This window comes from Phyllobacterium calauticae, assembly GCF_019991125.1.
GTDB lineage: Bacteria > Pseudomonadota > Alphaproteobacteria > Rhizobiales > Rhizobiaceae > Phyllobacterium > Phyllobacterium calauticae.
In genome coordinates, this window is the sequence record NZ_JAGENB010000001.1 from 739985 (window position 1) to 758832 (window position 18848).

General features: G+C 60.6%; 16 protein-coding genes. 6 read left to right on the forward strand and 10 right to left on the reverse strand.

The window, feature by feature from the left end:
- Positions 1-42 precede the first annotated feature (42 nt).
- Positions 43-1836, reverse strand: coding sequence for an acyl-CoA dehydrogenase C-terminal domain-containing protein (locus J1W56_RS03820; RefSeq protein WP_223611903.1), 1794 nt, complete (start codon positions 1834-1836; stop codon positions 43-45).
- A gap of 535 nt (positions 1837-2371) precedes the next feature.
- On the opposite strand from J1W56_RS03820, the gene J1W56_RS03825 reads away from it, so the two are divergent.
- From J1W56_RS03825 to J1W56_RS03835, 3 genes are all read left to right on the forward strand, one after another.
- Positions 2372-5812 (forward strand): peptidoglycan-binding protein, encoded by a 3441-nt coding sequence (locus J1W56_RS03825; RefSeq protein WP_223611904.1) that lies wholly within the window; start codon positions 2372-2374, stop codon positions 5810-5812.
- Between the two features lie 191 nt (positions 5813-6003).
- On the forward strand, positions 6004-6957 hold the full coding sequence (locus J1W56_RS03830) for a sulfite exporter TauE/SafE family protein (RefSeq protein ID WP_223611906.1): 954 nt from the start codon (positions 6004-6006) through the stop codon (positions 6955-6957).
- Positions 6954-7742, forward strand: coding sequence for a TIGR02186 family protein (locus J1W56_RS03835; RefSeq protein ID WP_226904557.1), 789 nt, complete (start codon positions 6954-6956; stop codon positions 7740-7742). The genes J1W56_RS03830 and J1W56_RS03835 overlap by 4 nt, the downstream gene beginning before the upstream one ends.
- Here J1W56_RS03835 and J1W56_RS03840 read toward each other — a convergent pair whose 3' ends face one another.
- The 7 genes from J1W56_RS03840 to J1W56_RS03870 all read right to left on the reverse strand — a co-directional run bounded on the left by J1W56_RS03840 (position 7743) and on the right by J1W56_RS03870 (position 14372).
- Complete coding sequence (locus tag J1W56_RS03840; RefSeq protein WP_223611908.1) at positions 7743-8654, reverse strand: methyltransferase domain-containing protein; 912 nt, start codon at positions 8652-8654, stop codon at positions 7743-7745.
- Between the two features lie 6 nt (positions 8655-8660).
- Positions 8661-9707 carry a hypothetical protein gene (locus J1W56_RS03845; RefSeq protein ID WP_223611909.1) on the reverse strand — a complete coding sequence of 349 codons (1047 nt, stop codon included), beginning with the start codon at positions 9705-9707 and terminating at the stop codon, positions 8661-8663.
- A 173-nt stretch (positions 9708-9880) separates the two neighbouring features.
- Positions 9881-10660: an amino acid ABC transporter ATP-binding protein gene (locus tag J1W56_RS03850; protein ID WP_223612400.1), complete on the reverse strand. Its 780-nt coding sequence runs from the start codon at positions 10658-10660 to the stop codon at positions 9881-9883.
- Positions 10661-10674: 14 nt separating this feature from the next.
- Entirely contained in the window at positions 10675-11646 is a 972-nt protein-coding gene (locus J1W56_RS03855) for an amino acid ABC transporter permease (RefSeq protein WP_223611911.1), read from the reverse strand.
- Positions 11643-12539, reverse strand: a complete 897-nt coding sequence (locus J1W56_RS03860) for an ABC transporter substrate-binding protein (protein ID WP_223611912.1) — start codon at positions 12537-12539, stop codon at positions 11643-11645. The genes J1W56_RS03855 and J1W56_RS03860 overlap by 4 nt, the downstream gene beginning before the upstream one ends.
- Positions 12540-12579: 40 nt before the next feature.
- Entirely contained in the window at positions 12580-13380 is an 801-nt protein-coding gene (locus J1W56_RS03865; RefSeq protein ID WP_223611913.1) for a deaminated glutathione amidase, read from the reverse strand.
- Complete coding sequence (locus J1W56_RS03870; RefSeq protein WP_223611915.1) at positions 13377-14372, reverse strand: substrate-binding domain-containing protein; 996 nt, start codon at positions 14370-14372, stop codon at positions 13377-13379. Before J1W56_RS03870 ends, J1W56_RS03865 begins: the two co-directional genes overlap by 4 nt.
- A 104-nt stretch (positions 14373-14476) precedes the next feature.
- Between J1W56_RS03870 and J1W56_RS03875 the strand changes: the two genes are divergently transcribed.
- Both J1W56_RS03875 and J1W56_RS03880 read left to right on the forward strand, forming a co-directional pair.
- On the forward strand, positions 14477-15817 hold the full coding sequence (locus tag J1W56_RS03875) for an aminotransferase-like domain-containing protein (protein ID WP_223611917.1): 1341 nt from the start codon (positions 14477-14479) through the stop codon (positions 15815-15817).
- 141 nt (positions 15818-15958) lie between these two features.
- A complete protein-coding gene (locus tag J1W56_RS03880) occupies positions 15959-16921 on the forward strand; it encodes an NAD(P)H-dependent flavin oxidoreductase (RefSeq protein WP_223611919.1) in 963 nt (320 codons plus the stop codon).
- On the opposite strand, the gene J1W56_RS03885 is transcribed toward J1W56_RS03880, so the two are convergent.
- Positions 16918-17427, reverse strand: a complete 510-nt coding sequence (locus J1W56_RS03885; protein WP_223611920.1) for a GNAT family N-acetyltransferase — start codon at positions 17425-17427, stop codon at positions 16918-16920. The genes J1W56_RS03880 and J1W56_RS03885 overlap by 4 nt on opposite strands.
- Before the next feature lie 38 nt (positions 17428-17465).
- Here J1W56_RS03885 and J1W56_RS03890 point away from each other — a divergent pair, with 38 nt between their 5' ends.
- Positions 17466-18035, forward strand: a complete 570-nt coding sequence (locus J1W56_RS03890; protein WP_223611921.1) for a helix-turn-helix domain-containing protein — start codon at positions 17466-17468, stop codon at positions 18033-18035.
- A 12-nt stretch (positions 18036-18047) separates the two neighbouring features.
- On the opposite strand, the gene J1W56_RS03895 is transcribed toward J1W56_RS03890, so the two are convergent.
- Entirely contained in the window at positions 18048-18848 is an 801-nt protein-coding gene (locus tag J1W56_RS03895; protein ID WP_223611923.1) for an FAD binding domain-containing protein, read from the reverse strand.

Below are 18848 nucleotides of genomic sequence, written 5' to 3' on the forward strand. Positions count from 1 at the left end.
CCTTTCGCTGCATATGGGAGCCTCCGCTCCCTTTTGCATCAATCAGAATGCCTCCGCCGTCAGCGCCATCATCGTGTCCGCACCGGTCTGGATGCGGGCGAGATGCGCCGATGTTTCCGGCATGACGCGTTCCATGAAGAATTTCCCGGTGACGAGCTTGGTCTCGTAGAAATCCTTCTTCTCGGCACCTTCCGCCAGTTTCGCATGCGATGCCTTGGCAATCTGCGCCCACATGTAGCCAAGCGATACCAGACCGAAGAGATGCATGTAATCGGTCGACGCTGCACCGGCATTGTCCGGGTTCGCCATACCGTTCTGCATCAGCCACATCGAGGCGGCCTGCAGGTCATTGAGGCCTTTCTTCAGATGCTTGGTGAAGAAGGCGAGCTTTTCATCGTTGCGGTTCTCCTCGCAGAAATCACCGACCTCCTTGAAGAACGCCATGACGGCGCGGCCGCCATTGGCGCCGAGCTTGCGGCCGACGAGATCGAGCGCCTGCACGCCATTGGCACCTTCATAGATCATGGCAATGCGCGCATCGCGCACATACTGGCTCATGCCGTGTTCTTCGATGTAGCCGTGACCGCCATAGACCTGCTGCGCCATGACCGCATGTTCAAAGCCCTTGTCCGTCAGGACGCCCTTGAGAACCGGGGTCATCAGGCCAAGAATGTCATCGGCAATCTGCTTGTCACCCTCGTCGTCGGAACGGTGCGCGACATCCGACTTGAGCGCGGACCACAGGATGAAGGCGCGGCCCGCTTCATTGAACGACTTGATCGTCATCAGAATGCGGCGGATATCCGGATGCACGATCAGCGGATCGGCTTTCTTGTCCGGCGCCTTCGGTCCGGTCAACGAACGGCCCTGGAGACGTTCGCGCGCATATTCCACCGCGTTCTGGTAGGCGATTTCCCCGATGGACAGGCCCTGCAGGGCAACGCCGAGACGCGCCTCGTTCATCATCGTGAACATGGCGCGCAGACCCTTGTTCTCGCCGCCGATCAGGTAGCCCGTGGCTTCGTCATAGTTCATCACGCAGGTCGAATTGGCGTGGATGCCCATCTTCTCTTCAATCGAGCCGCAGGATACACCATTGCGGGTACCGGCATTGCCACTGTCGTCGAGATTGAACTTCGGCACGATGAACAGGGAAATGCCTTTCACGCCTTCCGGCGCACCCTCGATACGGGCAAGCACCAGATGGATGATGTTTTCCGACATGTCATGCTCACCGGCAGAGATGAAAATCTTCTGGCCGGAAATCTTGTAGGAGCCATCGCCATTGGGCGCGGCCTTGGTGCGCAGCAGGCCCAGATCGGTGCCGCAATGCGGCTCGGTGAGGTTCATGGTGCCGGTCCAGGTGCCATCGACCATTCTCGGCAGATAGGTCTGCTTCTGATCGTCGGTGCCATGCGTCAGGATCGCGGCAATCGCGCCCTGCGTCAGGCCGGGATACATCACCAGCGCCATATTGGCCGAGGACATGTATTCGCCAACCGCAACATGCAGCGCGTAAGGAAGACCCTGACCGCCGAATTCCGGCGGTATGGCCAGGCTCATCCAGCCGCCTTCGCGGTACTGATCGAAAGCGGCCTTGAAGCCTTTGGGTGTGGTGACCGTGCCGTCCGCATGACGCACGCAGCCTTCGTGATCACCGGACTGGTTGATCGGAAACAGCGTGTTTTCGGCCAGCTTGGCGCCTTCGCTCAGGATTGCCGCAACGATATCGGGCGATGCATCGGCGAAACCTGGCAGGTTGTTGTAGCGTTCATAGCCCAGAACATCGTTCAGAATGAAAAGCGTGTCTTCAACGGGCGCGCGATAACTCGGCATCAGTTTCCTCCAAAACATAAACGAGCAAAACGGCCCGGAGACTTCGGTGCCGTCGGATTTTCCATCTCTTTAACAAATTTTGACGTTTCCGTAAACGTCAAAATTTTGTGAAGTTTTGCTCCTGTGGATCAATCTTTCTGAATGGGATGCCCTGTTCAACGAGACGATGGCGATGAGAGATGGATTCCAGCGATTTCGGCTGGTGCCGCGTCTATGAATTACAATGCCAGCGTATCACATTTTTAACGCTTCCGGCCCATCTCTTAACCAGTTGTTTACCACGTTTCGCCAATGTCACGGTGTCGGTAAACCGTGTCTATGAGTGATTTGTTTTTCACGGCTTGTCGGACCGCATGGGGCAAACGGTCCCGGCTTTCCGGATTGGCAATGTGCAGAACGCATTCTTGAGCTTCGGAAGACCGAGACCAGACAAAGCCAGAATGGCAGGCGAACATCGCCAGCGCTTCCGGCCCTGCCCCGTGGAACAGAATTAACCCGCCGGATCACTGGCGTAAACACGGCAAAGCAGGCGTCCATGACGAACCAAAGGTCACTACTGGAACAGGTCAATGTGAACCGGTCACGCCGCGAGACCACATCGCTCGACAGTATCAACCGCACGCTCGAAGCGCTGGAAAGCCAGCTGCGCGAGACGATGGATCCGGATTTCGACCACGACCAGACGGATATTGCCGACCGCTTCGCCGCACTGGCTTCCCGCGCCGGCGCGGCATCGGCGCCGAGACACAAGCCATCCGACGACCTGCCGTCCTTTGCCAGCAAGCCCCACAACGGCAAGCACGACCTTTCGGCCATTGCGGCCAGGATCAAGCAGTTGCGCGAAGAAATGCGCGACGATGCCCGTGCACCGGCCCGGCATCATGCCGAACCGCACACGGAAACCTTGCAGCGCCTGCACCAGTCAACTGCAAGCCGCAATCTGGACGACAGGTCCGGTCGCGCGGATAATGGTCATCTGTCGATGCTGCGCGGCGATCTTGATGAATTGAAGCGCACCGTTACGACACTCGCCCGCGAAGAATCGGTCAAAAGCCTGAACAATCGCTGGGATGCGATGGACGAACGCTTCGACGCCTTCCGTCAGGATCATCCGCTGGGCGGACGGCTCGACCAGATCCGCCAGGCAGTGGATGTATTGCCGCAATCGATTCCGCTGAAGAAGGTCGAAGACAAGCTCAAGACACTGGCAAGCGCCGTGGAGCAGATGTCGCGCACGGGAGCATCAGGCGTGAATGGCGACTTCATGCGCCAGATGGACGAGCGGCTCGATGAAATCAGCCGCGCCATCGTGGCAACGGCCCGCCCTGCCCAGGCAAATCACATTGACACCGATGCGTTCGAGCGGCTGGAAGCACGCATCGCAACCCTGAGCAGCAAGGTCGAAGCGGTTGCCTACGACCGCACCTCGGACACAATCCTGCAGCGCATGGGCGAACTGGCCGAGCGCGTTGATCATCTGGCAGCGATGCGCGCAACACCGGCCATCAATCTTGACGCGCTATCCGAACAGCTGTCGTCCGTCACCCGTCATCTGGAGAATACACCGGCCTCCATCAGCATTTCTGATTTCCGCGATCTGGAAGACCGGGTCCTGCACATCATCCATCGTCTGGAAACAGCGCCCCAGCAGGCACCGGTCGCCGATCCGGCATTCATGCACCAGATCGACCAGCGCTTCGAAGAGCTGACCCGCCGCCTCGATGACCACCACATGATGGCCGAGCACAGCGACATCCGGCTGACCGACAATCTCGAAGCCCGCTTTGACGACATGGCGCGCTATATCGCCCAGAACGTGCCGCAGGTCGATGGTTCGAACGATGCCATCCGCAATCTCGAGTTGCAGATTGCCGGTCTTGCCGAGCATCTCTCGCATTCCAACGATCGTTATGCGGAATTTGCAGCCATCCCGCCGCGCCTCGACGCCATCGAGGAATCGATGGCCATGAACCGCGACTTCGTCGTGGAAGCTGCACGCCAGGCGGCATCGGAAGCCATCCGCAATTCGGCCAATTTCAGCAACGCCCATGACGGCGTCATCGCCCGCGAGCTTGCCGACGATCTGAAAACGCTGGAAAGCCTTGCCCGCAAGTCGGAAGACCGCAATTCCAAGACTTTCGAGGCCATTCATGACACGCTTTTGAAGATCGTTGACCGCCTTGGCTCCCTGGAGAACGGCGCTGTCGTCGGATCGCATGTCACGGCGGTCGCCAAAACCAAGACCGGGGTTGATGCCTATGAGGCACCATACCGCGACGCCGAGACCGCTTTTGAAGCCCCGGTCTTTTCCAAGCTGGACGATGTACCGGCGCACATGACAATGGCCGCAGACGACGCTGACCAGCTGGAAGAGGCGGCTCCGGCGCGCAAATCCCTGCTGGGCAGCCTGACCCGCGGCATGAAATCCCGCAGCAAACAGGAACAGGTGCATCGGGAACCAACCATCGAGACAATCGGCAGCGATGAAAAGATCGACGACAAGGTCGATCTTGACGCCGAAATTCTCAACCGGCCGCTTGAACCCGGCTCGGGCATGCCGGATCTCAACTCCATCCTCAAGCGCGTGCGTGACGAACGCCGCGAGATGAGCCTTGGCGGCGATACGGGCATTGGCAAGGCGGATTTCATTGCCGCAGCCCGCCGCGCCGCGCAGGCAGCGGCAGCGGAAGTCGAAAGCCAGACACGCGGTTCCAGCCGCAGGGATAGCGCGGAGGGCAAGAAGGGCAGTCTGCTGGCCCGCCAGCGCAAACCCATTCTCCTTGCCATCGGCGCCATCATGATTGCGATCGCGGGCCTGCAACTCAAAAACGCCTTCTTCAGCGGCCCCGCAGCAGTGAACGGCGATACCGGTTCCGTCGCTGCGCCGATGGTGCCGACAGTCGAACCCAAGGCGCAGGTTGCCGCATCGGCAGCTCCTGCAGCACCGGCACCGTCCGCTCCTGCCCCCGCACCGCAAACTGCAGCCGGAAACACCCCGAACCAGGAGCAAACCGCTGCACCGGCACCAACGCAGGAAACCGTGGGCAGCCTGATTGCCGCCCAGTCTTCCGGTACGGATGTCCCGGCATCGGCGAAGGTCGATACGAGCGTGAGCCAGATTCCTGCCATCCCGGTCGAAGCAGGCCCGGAACCGCTGCGCGAAGCGGCGGCCAGCGGCAATACCAAGGCTCTGTTTGAAATCGGCGACCGCTACATGGAAGGCCGGGGCGTCCAGAGCGATTACGCCAAGGCCGCCGAATGGTACACGCTTGCCGCCGACAAGGGCTTTGCGCCTGCACAATACCGCCTGGGGAATTTTGCCGAAAAGGGTCTCGGCGTTCCGCGCGACCTTGCCAAGGCAAAGACCTATTACCAACTGGCCGCCGAACAGGGCAATGCCAGCGCGATGCACAATCTGGCCGTGCTGTTCGCAGCCGGAGCGAATGGCGCGCCGGACAATGAATCCGCGGTCATGTGGTTTACCAAGGCGGCCGAACTCGGCGTCAAGGACAGCCAGTTCAACCTCGCCATCCTGTCGGCCAAAGGCATGGGGATGCGGCAGGATCTGGAAGAAAGCTATAAATGGTTTGCGCTTGCCGCCAATGCCGGTGACAAGGATGCCGGCCAGAAGCGCGACGAAGTGGCAAAGGCCATGACCTCCGATCAGCTGACCCGGGCCCGCGAAGCCACCGCTCTGTGGAAGCCAAAACAGATGAATCCGGAAAGCAATGCCTTGAGCGTGCCGGAGGAATGGCGCGAGAGCCCGACCACCACCGGTTCGATCAACATGGAAAAAGCCGTCCGCAACATTCAGCTGATCCTCAACAAGAATGGCTATGACGCCGGCGGCTCGGACGGCAAGATGGGTACGAAAACCCGCGATGCCATCATGGCGTTCCAGAAGAGCAACGGCTTGAAGCCAACGGGCAATATTGACAAGGACCTGGTCAAGCGGCTGCTCGAAAAGAACACCTGAACCGGCCAAGGCGACTGTTGCGACACATGGGTTCGTGTTTGGGGCAACACGTTGACGCCCCAGCAGTCATTGTTTGACTTGGCGCGCGGCTGAGGGCAAGAAACTTTAACGCATTCTGTGTCAGCCTGCGCGCAGAATGCATTAAAGAATTTCTGTCATCATGGTGTGCGAACAATCGCCATAACGCCGTGATGGGTTCGGGGTCTGAATTGGGAATCTACCTGCCAATAGCCGAGATTTCGGTCAATATCTTCGTGCTGTTCGGCATGGGGGCAGCGGTTGGATTCCTGTCAGGCATGTTCGGCGTCGGCGGCGGATTTCTCATCACGCCGCTGCTGATCTTCTACAACATCCCGCCCGCCGTTGCCGTTGCCACCGGCGCGAACCAGGTTATTGCCTCGTCCTTCACCGGTGCGCTGTCGCACTTCAAGCGCGGCACGCTCGACGTCAAGCTGGGAACGCTGCTTGTCATCGGCGGCGTGGTGGGCGCGGGCGTCGGCATTTACGTCTTTGTCCTGCTGCGCGAACTCGGCCAGCTCGACCTGATCGTGTCGCTGCTCTACGTGATCTTCCTGAGCACGATCGGCGGACTGATGCTGCTGGAAAGCGTCAGGTCCATGCGCCGGACAAGGGCCGGCCAGCTTGCCAGTCTCAAGAAACCGGGACAGCACAATTGGGTGCATCGCCTGCCCTTCAAGATGCGGTTTCGCGCCTCGAAGATCTATGTGAGCATCATCCCGATCCTGGCGCTGGGCGCGGCCATCGGCTTCCTCTCGTCGATCATGGGCGTCGGCGGCGGCTTCATCATGGTCCCCGCCATGATCTACCTTCTCAAAGTGCCGACCAATGTGGTTATCGGCACATCGCTCTACCAGATCGTTTTCGTGACGGCTTTCACCACCGTCATGCAGGCAACGACCAACCAGTCGGTCGATATCGTGCTGGCCTTTCTGCTGATGAGCGGCGGCGTCATCGGCGCGCAGTACGGCACCCGCATCGGGCAAAAACTGCGCGGCGAACAATTGCGTGCGCTGCTGGCCACGCTGGTTCTGGCGGTGGGCCTGCGCCTTGCCATCGAACTCTTTGTCACCCCCGACGATCTCTATTCGATCGCCATCGCGCTTGCCGCGCCGGGGGCATCATGAGAATACTGGCAACCGCCCTTCTTCTCATCCTGGCGTCGCTGTCCGCGGCCATGGCACAGCAGTTGCCGGGGAACAAGGAAACGATCGAGATTGGCCTGTCGACCGATACCATCGCCATCACCTCGGGCTTTCGCGGCACGGACCTGACCGTCTTCGGCGCGCTCGACAATGCCGACCCGCTGATCCAGCGGCAGGGCCGTTATGATATCGTCGTGATCCTGCAGGGGCCCGAACGCGATTTCGTCGTGCGCCGCAAGGACCGGTTTTTCGGCGTCTGGATCAATGCGGAATCGGTGTCGTTCCAGCATATTCCGGCATCCTATTCCCTGGCCTCGACGCGGAACCTTCAGGACATCGCCGTTCCCAAGACATTTGCCCAATTGTCACTCGGCGTGAACAATATCTTTTACGAGCCCATGCCCGACGGCTTCGGCTCCAGCGCATCGCTGCGGGAATTCACCAAGGAGCTGCCAAGGCTGAAGCTCAAGCAGAACCTGTACAGCCAGCGTCCGGGTGACGTGCAGTTCCTGTCATCGACCCTGTTCCGCGCAACGCTGTCCCTGCCTGCCAATGTGCCGGTGGGCAAGCATCAGGCGCGGGCCTTTCTGTTCCGCAATGGCGAATTCCTGCGCGAAAGCTCGACCAGCCTCAATATCGTGAAAGCCGGGCTGGAATACCGCATCTACAAGGCGGCGCACGAGAATAGCCTGCTCTACGGTCTGTTTGCCGTGTTCCTGGCCGTGATTACCGGCTGGATGGGCCGCCTGATGTTCAGGAAAGACTGATCAGGCGCGCCCGGCAACGACGATCAGCCCCTGCAGGGGCTCACCCCGGTCAAAGCGGATCGCCTCGCGCTCGATCGTTGCCGGAGCAAGGCCATGTTCGGCCAGCAGGCGGCGGACATAGTCTTCCGAATGGGTATAGCGCAGCGAGGATTGCAGGATCAGTTCGCCATCATCGGCATGGGTTTCCACCGAGAAGGCAAACAGCCCGTTGGGGCCGAGCGCGTGGACAAGACGGGCGAAGGCTCTGTCGAGATCGCCGACATAGACAAACACATCCGCCGCGATAATGAGATCGGCCGAACCTGCGGGATAATCGAGTTCGTTGACATCGCCTTTGAAGAGGCGGTCATAGACGTGCTTTTCCTCGGCCTTCTGCAGCATTGCTTCGGAGAGGTCCATGCCTGCCATATGATCCACATCCGCCCGGAAATAGTCGCCCATCAGCCCGGTGCCGCAGCCGACATCGAGCATGGACAGATAGTGTCTTCCGGGCGCCACCGCCTTGATGGCCTTGGCCAGCAGTTCCGGCACGCGATAGTGCAGCTTGTCCAGAAGCGCCGTCTCGAAGGTCGGGGCATAGGCATCGAACAGCGTCTCGACATAGGCCGTCGGCGGATTGTCCGGCACCACCGCATAGCCCGAGGCCGCCAGTTTCAACGTCGCGCCAAAGCGGTCGTCGGGATCGAGTTCCAGCAGGCGCCGCCACGTTTCGGCTGCGGCGTCCTCGTCACCCGCGGCTTCCTCCATTTCGCCCAGGCGATAGAGTCCGGCGGTCCATTCCGGCGTGATGTCCAGCGCCTGCCGCATCAGATCGGCGGCGGCCACGTGATCACCGGACTCGAACAGCATGTCGGCATAGGAAGCGCGGCGGTCCGCAATCAGATCACCCGAGGACAGGAACGCCCGCGCCATGCTGGTTCAGTTCGCAACCAGCACGCGGATGGAAAAGATATCGATCGCTTTCCCCGTGCGGGCAATGTCCGAGTTGATCTTGATGATACCACCCGCACCCGGCTTCTTGCCTTCCGGGAATTGCAGTTCGAACAGATACTCGTTGCTCGCATCGGTCACGTCGTAACGCTTGCGTCCGCAATCGCCGAGGGTACCGAAATCACAGCTGACCGCCATCTGCGTCGCGGAACCGTCCTCGGCCTTGGCAATGATATCGAAGATGGCATGCTTGCCCGCCAGTTGCTGCAGAACGCCCTGCCCGACCTGGAAGCTGATATCGTCGTTCTCCCCCGGCGACTTGATGCGCACGAATTTCTGCAGATTGTCGCCGGCAACGCTGGCGGTCGCCCGGCCCGCCATCGAAACGCGGGTCATGTCAGACGGGTCGAAAATTGAAATCCAGTTGCCATCCGCGGCAAGCTGTCCGCCCTTCATCGGCTCGTGGCTGCCAACGGCAGGACCGGCACTCGACGAAGGCGGCGTGCTGCCCGATGGCTTCGAATTGATCAGACCCGATGCAACAAGCCAGAGAAGGCCGATGGCTACCAGCAGGATCGCCACCATGATGACGAATTTCTTCAGGCCACGCGCCTTCTGGCGTTCGCGGGTCTTCTTGACACGCGGCTGGTTGTAGGCGGGCCGGTAATTGTCGGCGCGGCTGTTGTCCGTCGGGCCGAGGTCGGAATCCAGCGATCCGCCCATGGAGGGTTCGACGCGGCCGGATGTTGTCTGCCTGGATTGCGCGGGGCCCGCCGACATGGAAGGCTCGCGCCGTTCCGCGACGGGTTCCGGCGCAACACGCGAAGAGTCGCGCGATTCACCCTCTATGCGTGTGATCGTGGCCTTCAGATGCTCCCGGCGCTCTTCACGCTCGGCCTCATCCAGCGCGCCGTTGGCGATCAGCGAACGCTCATGCGCGGTCCAGGCTGATTCGTAAATTTTCTGACGAACGGCAGGGTTGCTCACATCCGCTTTGGCGAAAGCATTTCGGATGGCTTGTTCAATCGCTTCCAACTCGACGATTTCCCCTTCAAAGCAGCTCGTATGACCCGGGTAGGCATAGACGATTTGACTGCTTATTCAAGACTACCGCGGCGCAATGATGGCGGTTTTCGCCCGAATTGGCGCTCTATACAAAGCGAATATCCCCGGCATCGAACGCGAGCGGACGGCCGGGGGATCGATATTCAGATGAAACGGCTGAGAAACGCCCGTGTGCGGGGATGCTGCGGGTTGCCGAGAACGTCTTCGGGTTTGCCCTGTTCGACGATGTAGCCGCCATCCATGAAGACCACCCGGTCAGCGGCTTCCCGGGCAAAACCGATTTCATGCGTGACCACAATCATGGTCAGCCCCTGGTCAGCCAGATCGCGCATGGTGGCCAGCACTTCACCGACGAGTTCCGGATCGAGCGCCGAGGTCGGCTCGTCGAAAAGCATCAGTTTGGGCCGGATTGCGAGGGCGCGTGCGATGGCGATGCGCTGCTGCTGACCGCCGGACAATTGCCGGGGGTAGGCATCGGCCTTGTGGGTCAGCCCGACGCGGGCCAGCAGTTCCATGGCAAGTTCCGTGGCTTCCCTGCGGCTTTGCTTGTGCACGCCGATGGGCGCTTCGATGATGTTCTGCAGGGCGGTCATGTGCGGGTAAAGGTTGAATTGCTGGAACACCATGCCGATCTGGCGCCGCTGCACGGCGATGGCCCGCGCCGGCAGCTTGTTGAGCCGGCCATTGCGCAGGGAATAGCCAATCTGTTCCCCGGCCACGACAATCGAACCGCGGTCGATCGCCTCCAGATGGTTGATGCAGCGCAGGAACGTAGATTTGCCCGAGCCCGAAGGGCCAAGCACAACCACGACTTCGCCAGGGGCAACATCGAGGTCGATTCCCTTCAACACTTCCACGTCGCCGAAAGACTTGTGGACATTGCGGGCCCGCACCAGCGCTTCGCCCGGTTCGGTGCCATTCATGGAAAACTGCGCGGTCATTTGCTTGCCTCCTGCGCCAGGGCTGGCACTACGGCGCTCAACGCGGCAGCGGCAACCTTGTCCTGTTTCCTGGCCGTTGAAGAGCCCCGTTCGCCGCGACCGTAGTAGCGCTCGATGAAGCCCTGTCCGACGTTGAGGATCGACGTGATGAACAGATACCAGATGACGGCGACCATCAGCATCGGGATGACCTCGAAGGTCCGGTTATAGACCGCCTGCACCGAATAGAGCAGATCGGCCATGGCGATGACGCTGACGAGTGACGTCGCCTTGATCATGCTGATCAGCTGATTGCCGGTCGGCGGCACGATGGACCGCATGGCCTGGGGGATGATGATGCGCCTGAGGGCGCGGGTGCGCGTCATGCCGAAAGCTTCGGTGGTTTCGATCTGCCCCTTGTCGACGGACAGAAGACCGCCGCGAATGATTTCGGCCATATAGGCGGCCTCGTTCAGCGCAAGGCCGGCAATGGCCGCCGTCATCGGCGTGATCAGATCATTGGTATTCCAGCTCGCCAGTGTCGGGCCGAAGGGAATGGCAATGGAAATTTCCGGAAAAAGCGTCGAGAGGTTGTACCAGAAGATCAGCTGGACCAGCAGCGGCGTCCCGCGGAAAAACCAGATGTAAAGCCCCGCCAGGGAACTTGCCAGCCGGTCGTTCGACAGGCGGGCAATGGCAAGAACCAGCCCAATGACCACGCCGATGGCCATGGCAACAACGGTCAGGCCAAGCGTGACATAGAGGCCGCGCAGCACGGTGGCTTCGGTGAACCATTGAAACACGATCGGCCAGCCGAAATTCTGGTTGTTGGCGACGATCCAGAGGAAGTTCGCGGCAATGAGAAGCGTGATGCCCCACAGGAGCCAGCGATCCGTGCGAAAGGGCTTATGCGCATTCGCCACATCGCGAAGCGCAGCCTCCGCATCGCCCTTTGCGGGCGATGCCAATGTTTGCGTGTTTCCGGTCATTTTGCAGCTTTGCCCGCGAGATTGATCCCGGGCTCCTTCAACATGTTCTTCTCAAGGCCCCACTTCTTCAGAATGGCGGCGTAGGTGCCATTGTCCATGAGGGTCTTGATGCTTTCCAGGAGGACGCCACCAAGCGGCGAACCTTTGGCGACCACGGCGCCCTGGAAAATATCGTCGAACCCGTTTTTCAGGCCGGTGCCCGTCAGCTCAAGCTGGCCATTGGCCTGCTCGACGAAATAGATCAGCGGCGCCTGCGACGAGAAGAAAGCGTCGGACCGTTTTGAGCGAACCGCCAGGATGGAAGTGGGCTGGTCGGTGAAGGACTGGACCTCGATGGCTGCCTTGCCATCCTTGGTGCATTTCTCCGCCTGCTCCTTGATGACTTTTTCCGCCGAACCGCCAGCCATGACGGCAATGCGGCTGCCGCAGGTGTTGTCGAGCGAGGTGATGCCCTTGGGATTGCCCTTCTGCACGGCAAACACCACGAACTCCTGCACATAATCGACAAAATCATTGGCACCCTGGCGCGAGGGGTAATCGCCCACAGGGCCCATGGCGAACTGGTAGCGGCCGGAATTGATGCCGCTCAAGAGCGCCGGAAGGCCGCTGACCGTTGCGTGCTTGATCTCGACACCCCACAACTCGCCGACAGCCTTGGTCAGATCGGCGCTGGCGCCCTGCATTTCCGTGTTGCCGGTGACGATTTCATAGGGTGGGAAGGAGCCGTTGTTGACCGAGGTGATGCTTCCGGCCTTGCGGATTTCCTCGGGCAGCTTGGCCCGTAGTGCCTCGTTGACCGTCTGCTTGGCGATGGCCACCTCCGCGGCCATTGCGGGTGCAGCGACGAGAGTTGCCGCAAACAGCGCGGTAAAGGTCAGGTGTTTGAATTTCATTATTATTCCCCTTTTTATATCTTTTGAAAACCTATTGCGTTCAGGCAGTCGTATCGGCCAGTTCGGGCCGGGCAAAACGACGGTTGGCGAGAACCGGCAGGACCGCACGCGCATGACTGATGCGCTTGGGATCGATGTCGGCGAAGATCAGTGCGGGGCCTTCCCCCGCCCGCACGACGGCCACGCCGAGCGGGTCCACCACCATGCTGGCACCGATATTGCGCTCGCCGCACTCACCCACGGCAACGATGTAGCAGGTGTTTTCCAGCGCCCGCGCCGTCACCAGCACCTCCCAATGCGCCTCCTTGCCGGGGCCCTTGACCCATGCGGCGGGAAGGATGAGCACATCCGCGCCATCCACCGCATGGCGGCGCGCCAGTTCCGGAAAGCGCAGGTCGTAACAGGTCATGAGGCCAAGCTTGAGCCCTGCAATTTCGATAAGACCGGGAATCTCGCCACCCGGCTGCACATTGGTGGATTCCTTGGCGGCAAAAGCGTCATAAAGATGAAGCTTCAGATATTGCGCGACGATTTCGCCGCCGCGGATGGTCACCAGATTGTTGAAGACGCGCTGACCGCCTGTTGGAACGTGCACGCACATCATCACGGTCATGTCGCTGTTGCGGCTTTCGGCCAGCAATTGCGTCATGAACGGGCCATCCAGCGGCTGCGCCGTCTTCAGCACGATATCCGGATCGGTGATGTCACGGGCAAGGATGCCTTCCGGCAGAACCAGAAGATCGGCACCGCCCGCATGCGCATCGCGCATCAGCGTCGTGCAGATGTCGGCATTTTCCTGCCAGACCTTGCTGACGGCAAATTGACCCAGCGCGACCCTCATGCCGGCACTCCCGTGCGGCTGGTGGAGCCGGAAGTCTGGCCGCTGTAATGCGGGAAAAGGTCGGCGGGCGAGAGCAGTATCGGTGTCAATCCTTGCAGGTGCAGTTGTTCGGCAAAATCGGCGATCATCCGTTCGTTGACGGCAAACCCGCTGTCGTTCCAGTGGGCAGGCAAATCCCGGGCGACGTGGCCAAGCTCATCAATGATCCATGGCGTGGTATCGGCATATTTGCGCCGCTTCTCCAGCCAAACCCGCTGGGATTCATCCAGCAGGTTGCTGAGCTCATCCGGCAGCCAGGGATGCTCGGCGACAAAGGATGTTTTCAGGCCCAGAAGATGCATGCCGGGGATGTAGCCAACCTCGTGGAAATAGGCGAGTTCTTCTGCCCGGAAATCCGTCAGCACATGGCGGAATTTGGAAGCGGGGCCAAAAAAGCCTTCCGGCATGAACGGCGTGAATACGGCGTCAAGTTCGCCGGTTTCCAGCAACTGCATCATCGGCCGCTCGCCCGGCACCGCTTCGATGCGGCCGGGGCGGCCAAAACCGTCGAGCCTGTCGGTGATGGGATGGGCCTCGGTCAGGCGGCCGGCATACCAGAATGCGTCTTCGATACCGACGCCGGCATGGGAAAGCGCCGCGCGGGTCCAGGTATTGCCGGAATCGCGCCAGCCGGTCACGCCGATCTTCTTGCCCGCCAGATGTTCCAGCCGGGTAACCGGGCTGTTCCTGGCCGTGATGATGCAGCGATGGCGAAAGCCGCGCATGACAAAGTTGGGAACGCCAAGGACATCGGTTTCGCCATTGGCACGCGCCGACGCATAGCGGCTGAAGGACATTTCAGCCGCATCGTGATGCGGATCGGCGGCGACATTGCCGATCAGCGTGCCGACGCGATCAACTTTGACATCCAGTCTCTCGGAGGTAACGTCACCCAACGCCAGCGGCGTATAATAATCCCAATCGCGAACAGCCAATCGAACAGTGATACGCAAGACATTTCCTCGTTGCAATTTCGGTTTTCATGCGGGAAGCTAAATGTTCATTATTGACTGATCAAATACTATTACGTTACTGAACATTTAAAAGAGGGACAGATATGAGCGAATTGGCCTCAGTTCAGTGGTTTGCAGAGAAATTGCGAGACCGGACGATGCGCGGCATCGCCATCGAGACCAGCGCATTGATCCGCGCCGGCGCCATTCCCGTCGGCACCAAACTGCCTGCTATCCGTGATCTCGCCTATACGCTCGGCATAAGCCCGGCGACTGTTTCGGAAGCATGGAGCGAGCTGCGGCGGCAGAAGATCATCACTGGGCGCGGGCGCAACGGCACATGGGTCAGCGGCGACCGCATTGCGCCAAGACCCCTGCGGCTGGCGAGTTCGGGCGATTACGGCGATGGTGTGCTCAACCTTGCCATCGCATCGCCTGACGTGGATGTGCTTCCGCCTCTTGAAGAAGCCTTGAAACATGGCGCTACGGCGGAAGCGCTGAACAGTTACCAGCGCGTCCCGATACTGCCTGAATTGCAGGCGGCAGTGGAACCGAACTGGCCCTGCAGGCCGGAGGCGTTTCTCGCGACCAATGGCGGCTATAACGCCGTCTATGCCCTTCTGCATGCGCTCGTCATGCCGGGATCGTTCGTGGCGATCGAGGAGCCGACAGCCCTCAGGCTTCTCGACATCCTCGAGGATCTCGGCGCGCACATCCTGCCGGTGGCGTGCGATGAGAACGGCCCGCTGCCGGATGCTCTGATGGAGGCCCTCAAACGCAAGCCGGCTGCGTTCCTTTTTCAGCCACGCACCCACGCGGTGACCGGACGGGGTGTCAGCCGGGAACGGCTTGCGGCGCTGGGCGATGTCCTTGCCGATAGCGACGCGCTCATCATCGAGGATGACGGTGTCGGCGATATCTCGTCCCTGCCACCGATCAGCCTCGGGGACCGGTTTCCGGACCGGGTCATTCACATCGTTTCCTATTCGAAATCCCTCGGCCCCGATCTGCGGCTGGCAGTCCTGTCGAGTTCGACGCGCATCGTCGAACAGATCCAGTCCTACCGCAGCTTCAGTGCAGGCTGGACCAGCCGGGTGCTGCAATCAGCCGTGGCTTTCCTGATCAAGGACGCGGCAACACTGCTGAGCTTGCAGAGGGCAAGAGGTATCTATCGGGAGAGGCGCGAGGGGTTGATGCTGGCACTGCGCGAGCGCGGTGTTCATCTTTCCGGCGGCGAAGGGTTCAGCCTCTGGGTTCCCGTGGCTTCGGAACAATTTGCCCTCGTGACCCTTGCAGCGCGTGGAATCGCGGTGGGCATCGGCCGCAAATATGTCGTGAACCCGTCGCCGCATATCCGCGTGGCCACCAGCATCTTGCGGGACAGGCAAGACGAAGTGGCCGATGCGATCGCCCTTGCGGTGAGGCACCCGGATCATCTTTACTGAGATCAATGCATCGCCCGCGCTCACACGCCTTTGATCAGGCGCAGGCAATCGCGCCAACCTTTCGCTTGATCACGGCACGCGGTCTGATAAAAAGAGTTACGTTTACGGAAACGTCAAAATTTATTCCATGGGAGGAAACACATGGCATTGCCCGAAATCCTGACGAAAAAGCTGCGCATTCCCGTTGTCGGCGCGCCGCTGTTCATCATTTCGCATCCGGCCCTCGTGCTGGCGCAATGCAAGGCTGGCGTTGTCGGCTCCTTCCCCGCCCTGAACGCACGGCCCGAGGCCCAGCTCGACGAATGGCTGGCCGAGATCACCGAAGGCCTGCGCGACCACGACGCCAAAAACCCGGACCGCCCGGCAGCACCGTTTGCGGTCAACCAGATCGTGCACCGCTCCAACAAGCGGCTCGAGCATGACCTTTCCATGTGCGTGAAATACAAGGTGCCGATCGTTATCTCCTCTCTCGGCGCCGTACCGGAAGTCAACGCTGCCATCCACTCCTATGGCGGGATCGTGCTGCACGACATCATCAACAACCGCCACGCCAACTCAGCCATCCGCAAGGGTGCGGACGGGCTGATCGCGGTTGCCGCCGGTGCAGGCGGGCACGCCGGACCATTGTCGCCCTTCGCGCTCATCCAGGAAATCCGCGAATGGTTTGATGGGCCGCTGCTGCTGTCCGGCGCCATCGCCACGGGCAAGGCCGTCCTGGCAGCACAGGCCATGGGTGCGGACCTTGCCTATATCGGCTCGCCTTTCATTGCGACCAAGGAAGCGCGGGCAGTCGATGCCTACAAGCAGATGATCGTTGATTCCGTCTCATCCGACATTGTCTATTCCAACTATTTCACCGGCATTCACGGCAACTATCTCAAGCCGTCCATCACCAAATCCGGCATGGATCCCGATCACCTGCCGGAAGCCGACCCCTCAAAGATGGATTTCGAAGCGGCAACCACCGGTGCCAAGGCCTGGAAAGATATCTGGGGTTGCGGCCAGGGTATCGGCGCGATCAAGGAAGTAACCGGCGCCGCAGAATATGTTGAACGGCTGGAACGCGAATACCACGAGGCGAAGGCAAAACTCTGCGCCGCCTAACGCGGCGGAGCATTATCCAGAACGATCTGCATGAATGTCAGGTCGAGCCATTTGCCGAATTTGGTTCCGACTTCCGGCAGATGGCCCACCGCCTGAAAGCCCAGTTTTTCGTGCAGGCGGATGGACGCCGCGTTGCCGGACTCGATACCGGCAACCATGGCGTGCTTGCCAAGCTCGTGGGCTTTGCCGATCAGCGCCAGCATCAATGCCTTGCCGATCCCGCCGCCGCGCGCCGCCTTGTGCACATAGACGGAATGCTCGACCGTGTGACGATAGCCATCGAAAGCACGCCAGTCGCCGAACGAGGCATAGCCGGTGACACCACCATCATCATCGACGCTGACCAGCACCGGAAATCCATTTGACTGCCGCTCGCTGAGCCACGCCTTGCGGTTAGCCAGATCGACCTGCGTTTCGTTCCAGATCGCCGTGGTGTTCAGCACCGCGTCGTTGTAAATCTCGAGAATGGCTGGAAGATCCGCCTCACTGGCCGCACGCACGATCACGACTTGCATCCCTTTCAATCGTCTACTATAGTTTCATTATGTCTCATAAAATAGACGATGTCGATGCAAAAATCGGTGCCCGCATCCGGATAGAGCGGGAAATACGCGGCTGGTCGCTGACGGAACTCGCGGAAAAATCCGGCGTGTCACGCGCCATGATCAACAAGGTGGAGCGCGGCCAGAGCAGCCCGACGGCCATGCTGATGGCGCGATTCTCAGGCGCTTTCGGCCTCAGCATGTCGACGCTGATGGCGCGGGCGGAAATGCAGGAAGGACGGCTGCTGCGCCACAAGGACCAGCCGCTGTGGACCGATCCCGAAACCGGCTACATCCGCCGCCATGTCTCGCCTGCCTCCGACCTGCCCATGGATGTGGTGCATGTCGACCTGCCGGCAAAGGCGCGGGTGGCACTCCCCGCGTCCGCCTATACCTTCCAGCGGCAATTGATCTGGATTTTAAGCGGCGTGCTGAGCTTTACCGAGGGTGAAACGTTTCACCGGCTCGAAGAGGGCGATTGTCTCGAACTCGGCACCCCCAATGACTGCGTCTTCGCCAATGAGACGAACGAGCCCTGCCGCTATGCGGTGATCGTGCTGCGACAGACGTGAGAAGCCGCAGGCCTAGCCCGCAATCTCCGCCACGGCACGCTTGGCCATGACCTTCACCAGATTGGCGCGGTAGTCGGCCGAGGCATGCATATCGGACATCAGGCCATCGGCGGAAACCACAACGCCGTCCAGCGCCGCAGCACTGAAACTCTTTGCCAGAGCCGCCTCCAGCGCTTGCGCCCGGAACACGCCATTATCGCCAGCCCCGGTCACCGCAACCCGCACCTCGCTGCCAGCCTTGGCAACGAACACGCCGGCCATGGCATAGAGCGACGCCGGATTCGGGAACTTTTTGTAGGCCGCCCTGTCGGGCGCGGTGAATTCGACTGCCGTGACAATCTCGTCCGGCTCCAGCGCCGTTTCGAACAGCCCGGCAAAGAAATCCGCAGCGGCAAGCGAGCGCGCGCTGGTGATGACGGTTGCATTGAGGGCGAGCAGCGCCGCGGGATAGTCGGCCGCCGGATCGTTGTTGGCGACCGAGCCGCCGATGGTGCCCATGTTGCGCACCTGTGGATCGCCGATATGTGCCGCGAGATGCGTGACCGCCGGGCAGAGCCGTGCCAGCTCGGCATGGGTCGCGACGTCATAATGCGTGGTCGCCGCGCCGATACGCACGGTTTTGCCCGTGATGGTGATGCCTTTCAAGCCGGGAATATGGCGCAGGTCGATCAGATGGCTCGGTGACGCCAGCCGCTGCTTCATGGTCGGGATGAGGGTCATGCCGCCAGACAGAAATTTGCCGTCCTCGGCCGCGCCCATCTGCCTTGCGGCGTCCTCGACCGAAGTGGCCCGATGATACTGGGTTTCATACAT

What these genes read in the sequence shown, in the direction of transcription:
- J1W56_RS03820 (WP_223611903.1), bottom strand. Translation starts at nt 1,836, where the DNA reads ATGCCGAGTTATCGCGCGCCCGTTGAAGACACGCTTTTCATTCTGAAC.
- J1W56_RS03825 (WP_223611904.1), top strand. Translation starts at nt 2,372, where the DNA reads ATGACGAACCAAAGGTCACTACTGGAACAGGTCAATGTGAACCGGTCA.
- J1W56_RS03830 (WP_223611906.1), top strand. Translation starts at nt 6,004, where the DNA reads ATGGGTTCGGGGTCTGAATTGGGAATCTACCTGCCAATAGCCGAGATT.
- J1W56_RS03835 (WP_226904557.1), top strand. Translation starts at nt 6,954, where the DNA reads ATGAGAATACTGGCAACCGCCCTTCTTCTCATCCTGGCGTCGCTGTCC.
- J1W56_RS03840 (WP_223611908.1), bottom strand. Translation starts at nt 8,654, where the DNA reads ATGGCGCGGGCGTTCCTGTCCTCGGGTGATCTGATTGCGGACCGCCGC.
- J1W56_RS03850 (WP_223612400.1), bottom strand. Translation starts at nt 10,660, where the DNA reads ATGAATGGCACCGAACCGGGCGAAGCGCTGGTGCGGGCCCGCAATGTC.
- J1W56_RS03855 (WP_223611911.1), bottom strand. Translation starts at nt 11,646, where the DNA reads ATGACCGGAAACACGCAAACATTGGCATCGCCCGCAAAGGGCGATGCG.
- J1W56_RS03860 (WP_223611912.1), bottom strand. Translation starts at nt 12,539, where the DNA reads ATGAAATTCAAACACCTGACCTTTACCGCGCTGTTTGCGGCAACTCTC.
- J1W56_RS03865 (WP_223611913.1), bottom strand. Translation starts at nt 13,380, where the DNA reads ATGAGGGTCGCGCTGGGTCAATTTGCCGTCAGCAAGGTCTGGCAGGAA.
- J1W56_RS03875 (WP_223611917.1), top strand. Translation starts at nt 14,477, where the DNA reads ATGAGCGAATTGGCCTCAGTTCAGTGGTTTGCAGAGAAATTGCGAGAC.
- J1W56_RS03880 (WP_223611919.1), top strand. Translation starts at nt 15,959, where the DNA reads ATGGCATTGCCCGAAATCCTGACGAAAAAGCTGCGCATTCCCGTTGTC.
- J1W56_RS03890 (WP_223611921.1), top strand. Translation starts at nt 17,466, where the DNA reads ATGTCTCATAAAATAGACGATGTCGATGCAAAAATCGGTGCCCGCATC.
- J1W56_RS03895 (WP_223611923.1), bottom strand. Translation starts at nt 18,848, where the DNA reads ATGTATGAAACCCAGTATCATCGGGCCACTTCGGTCGAGGACGCCGCA.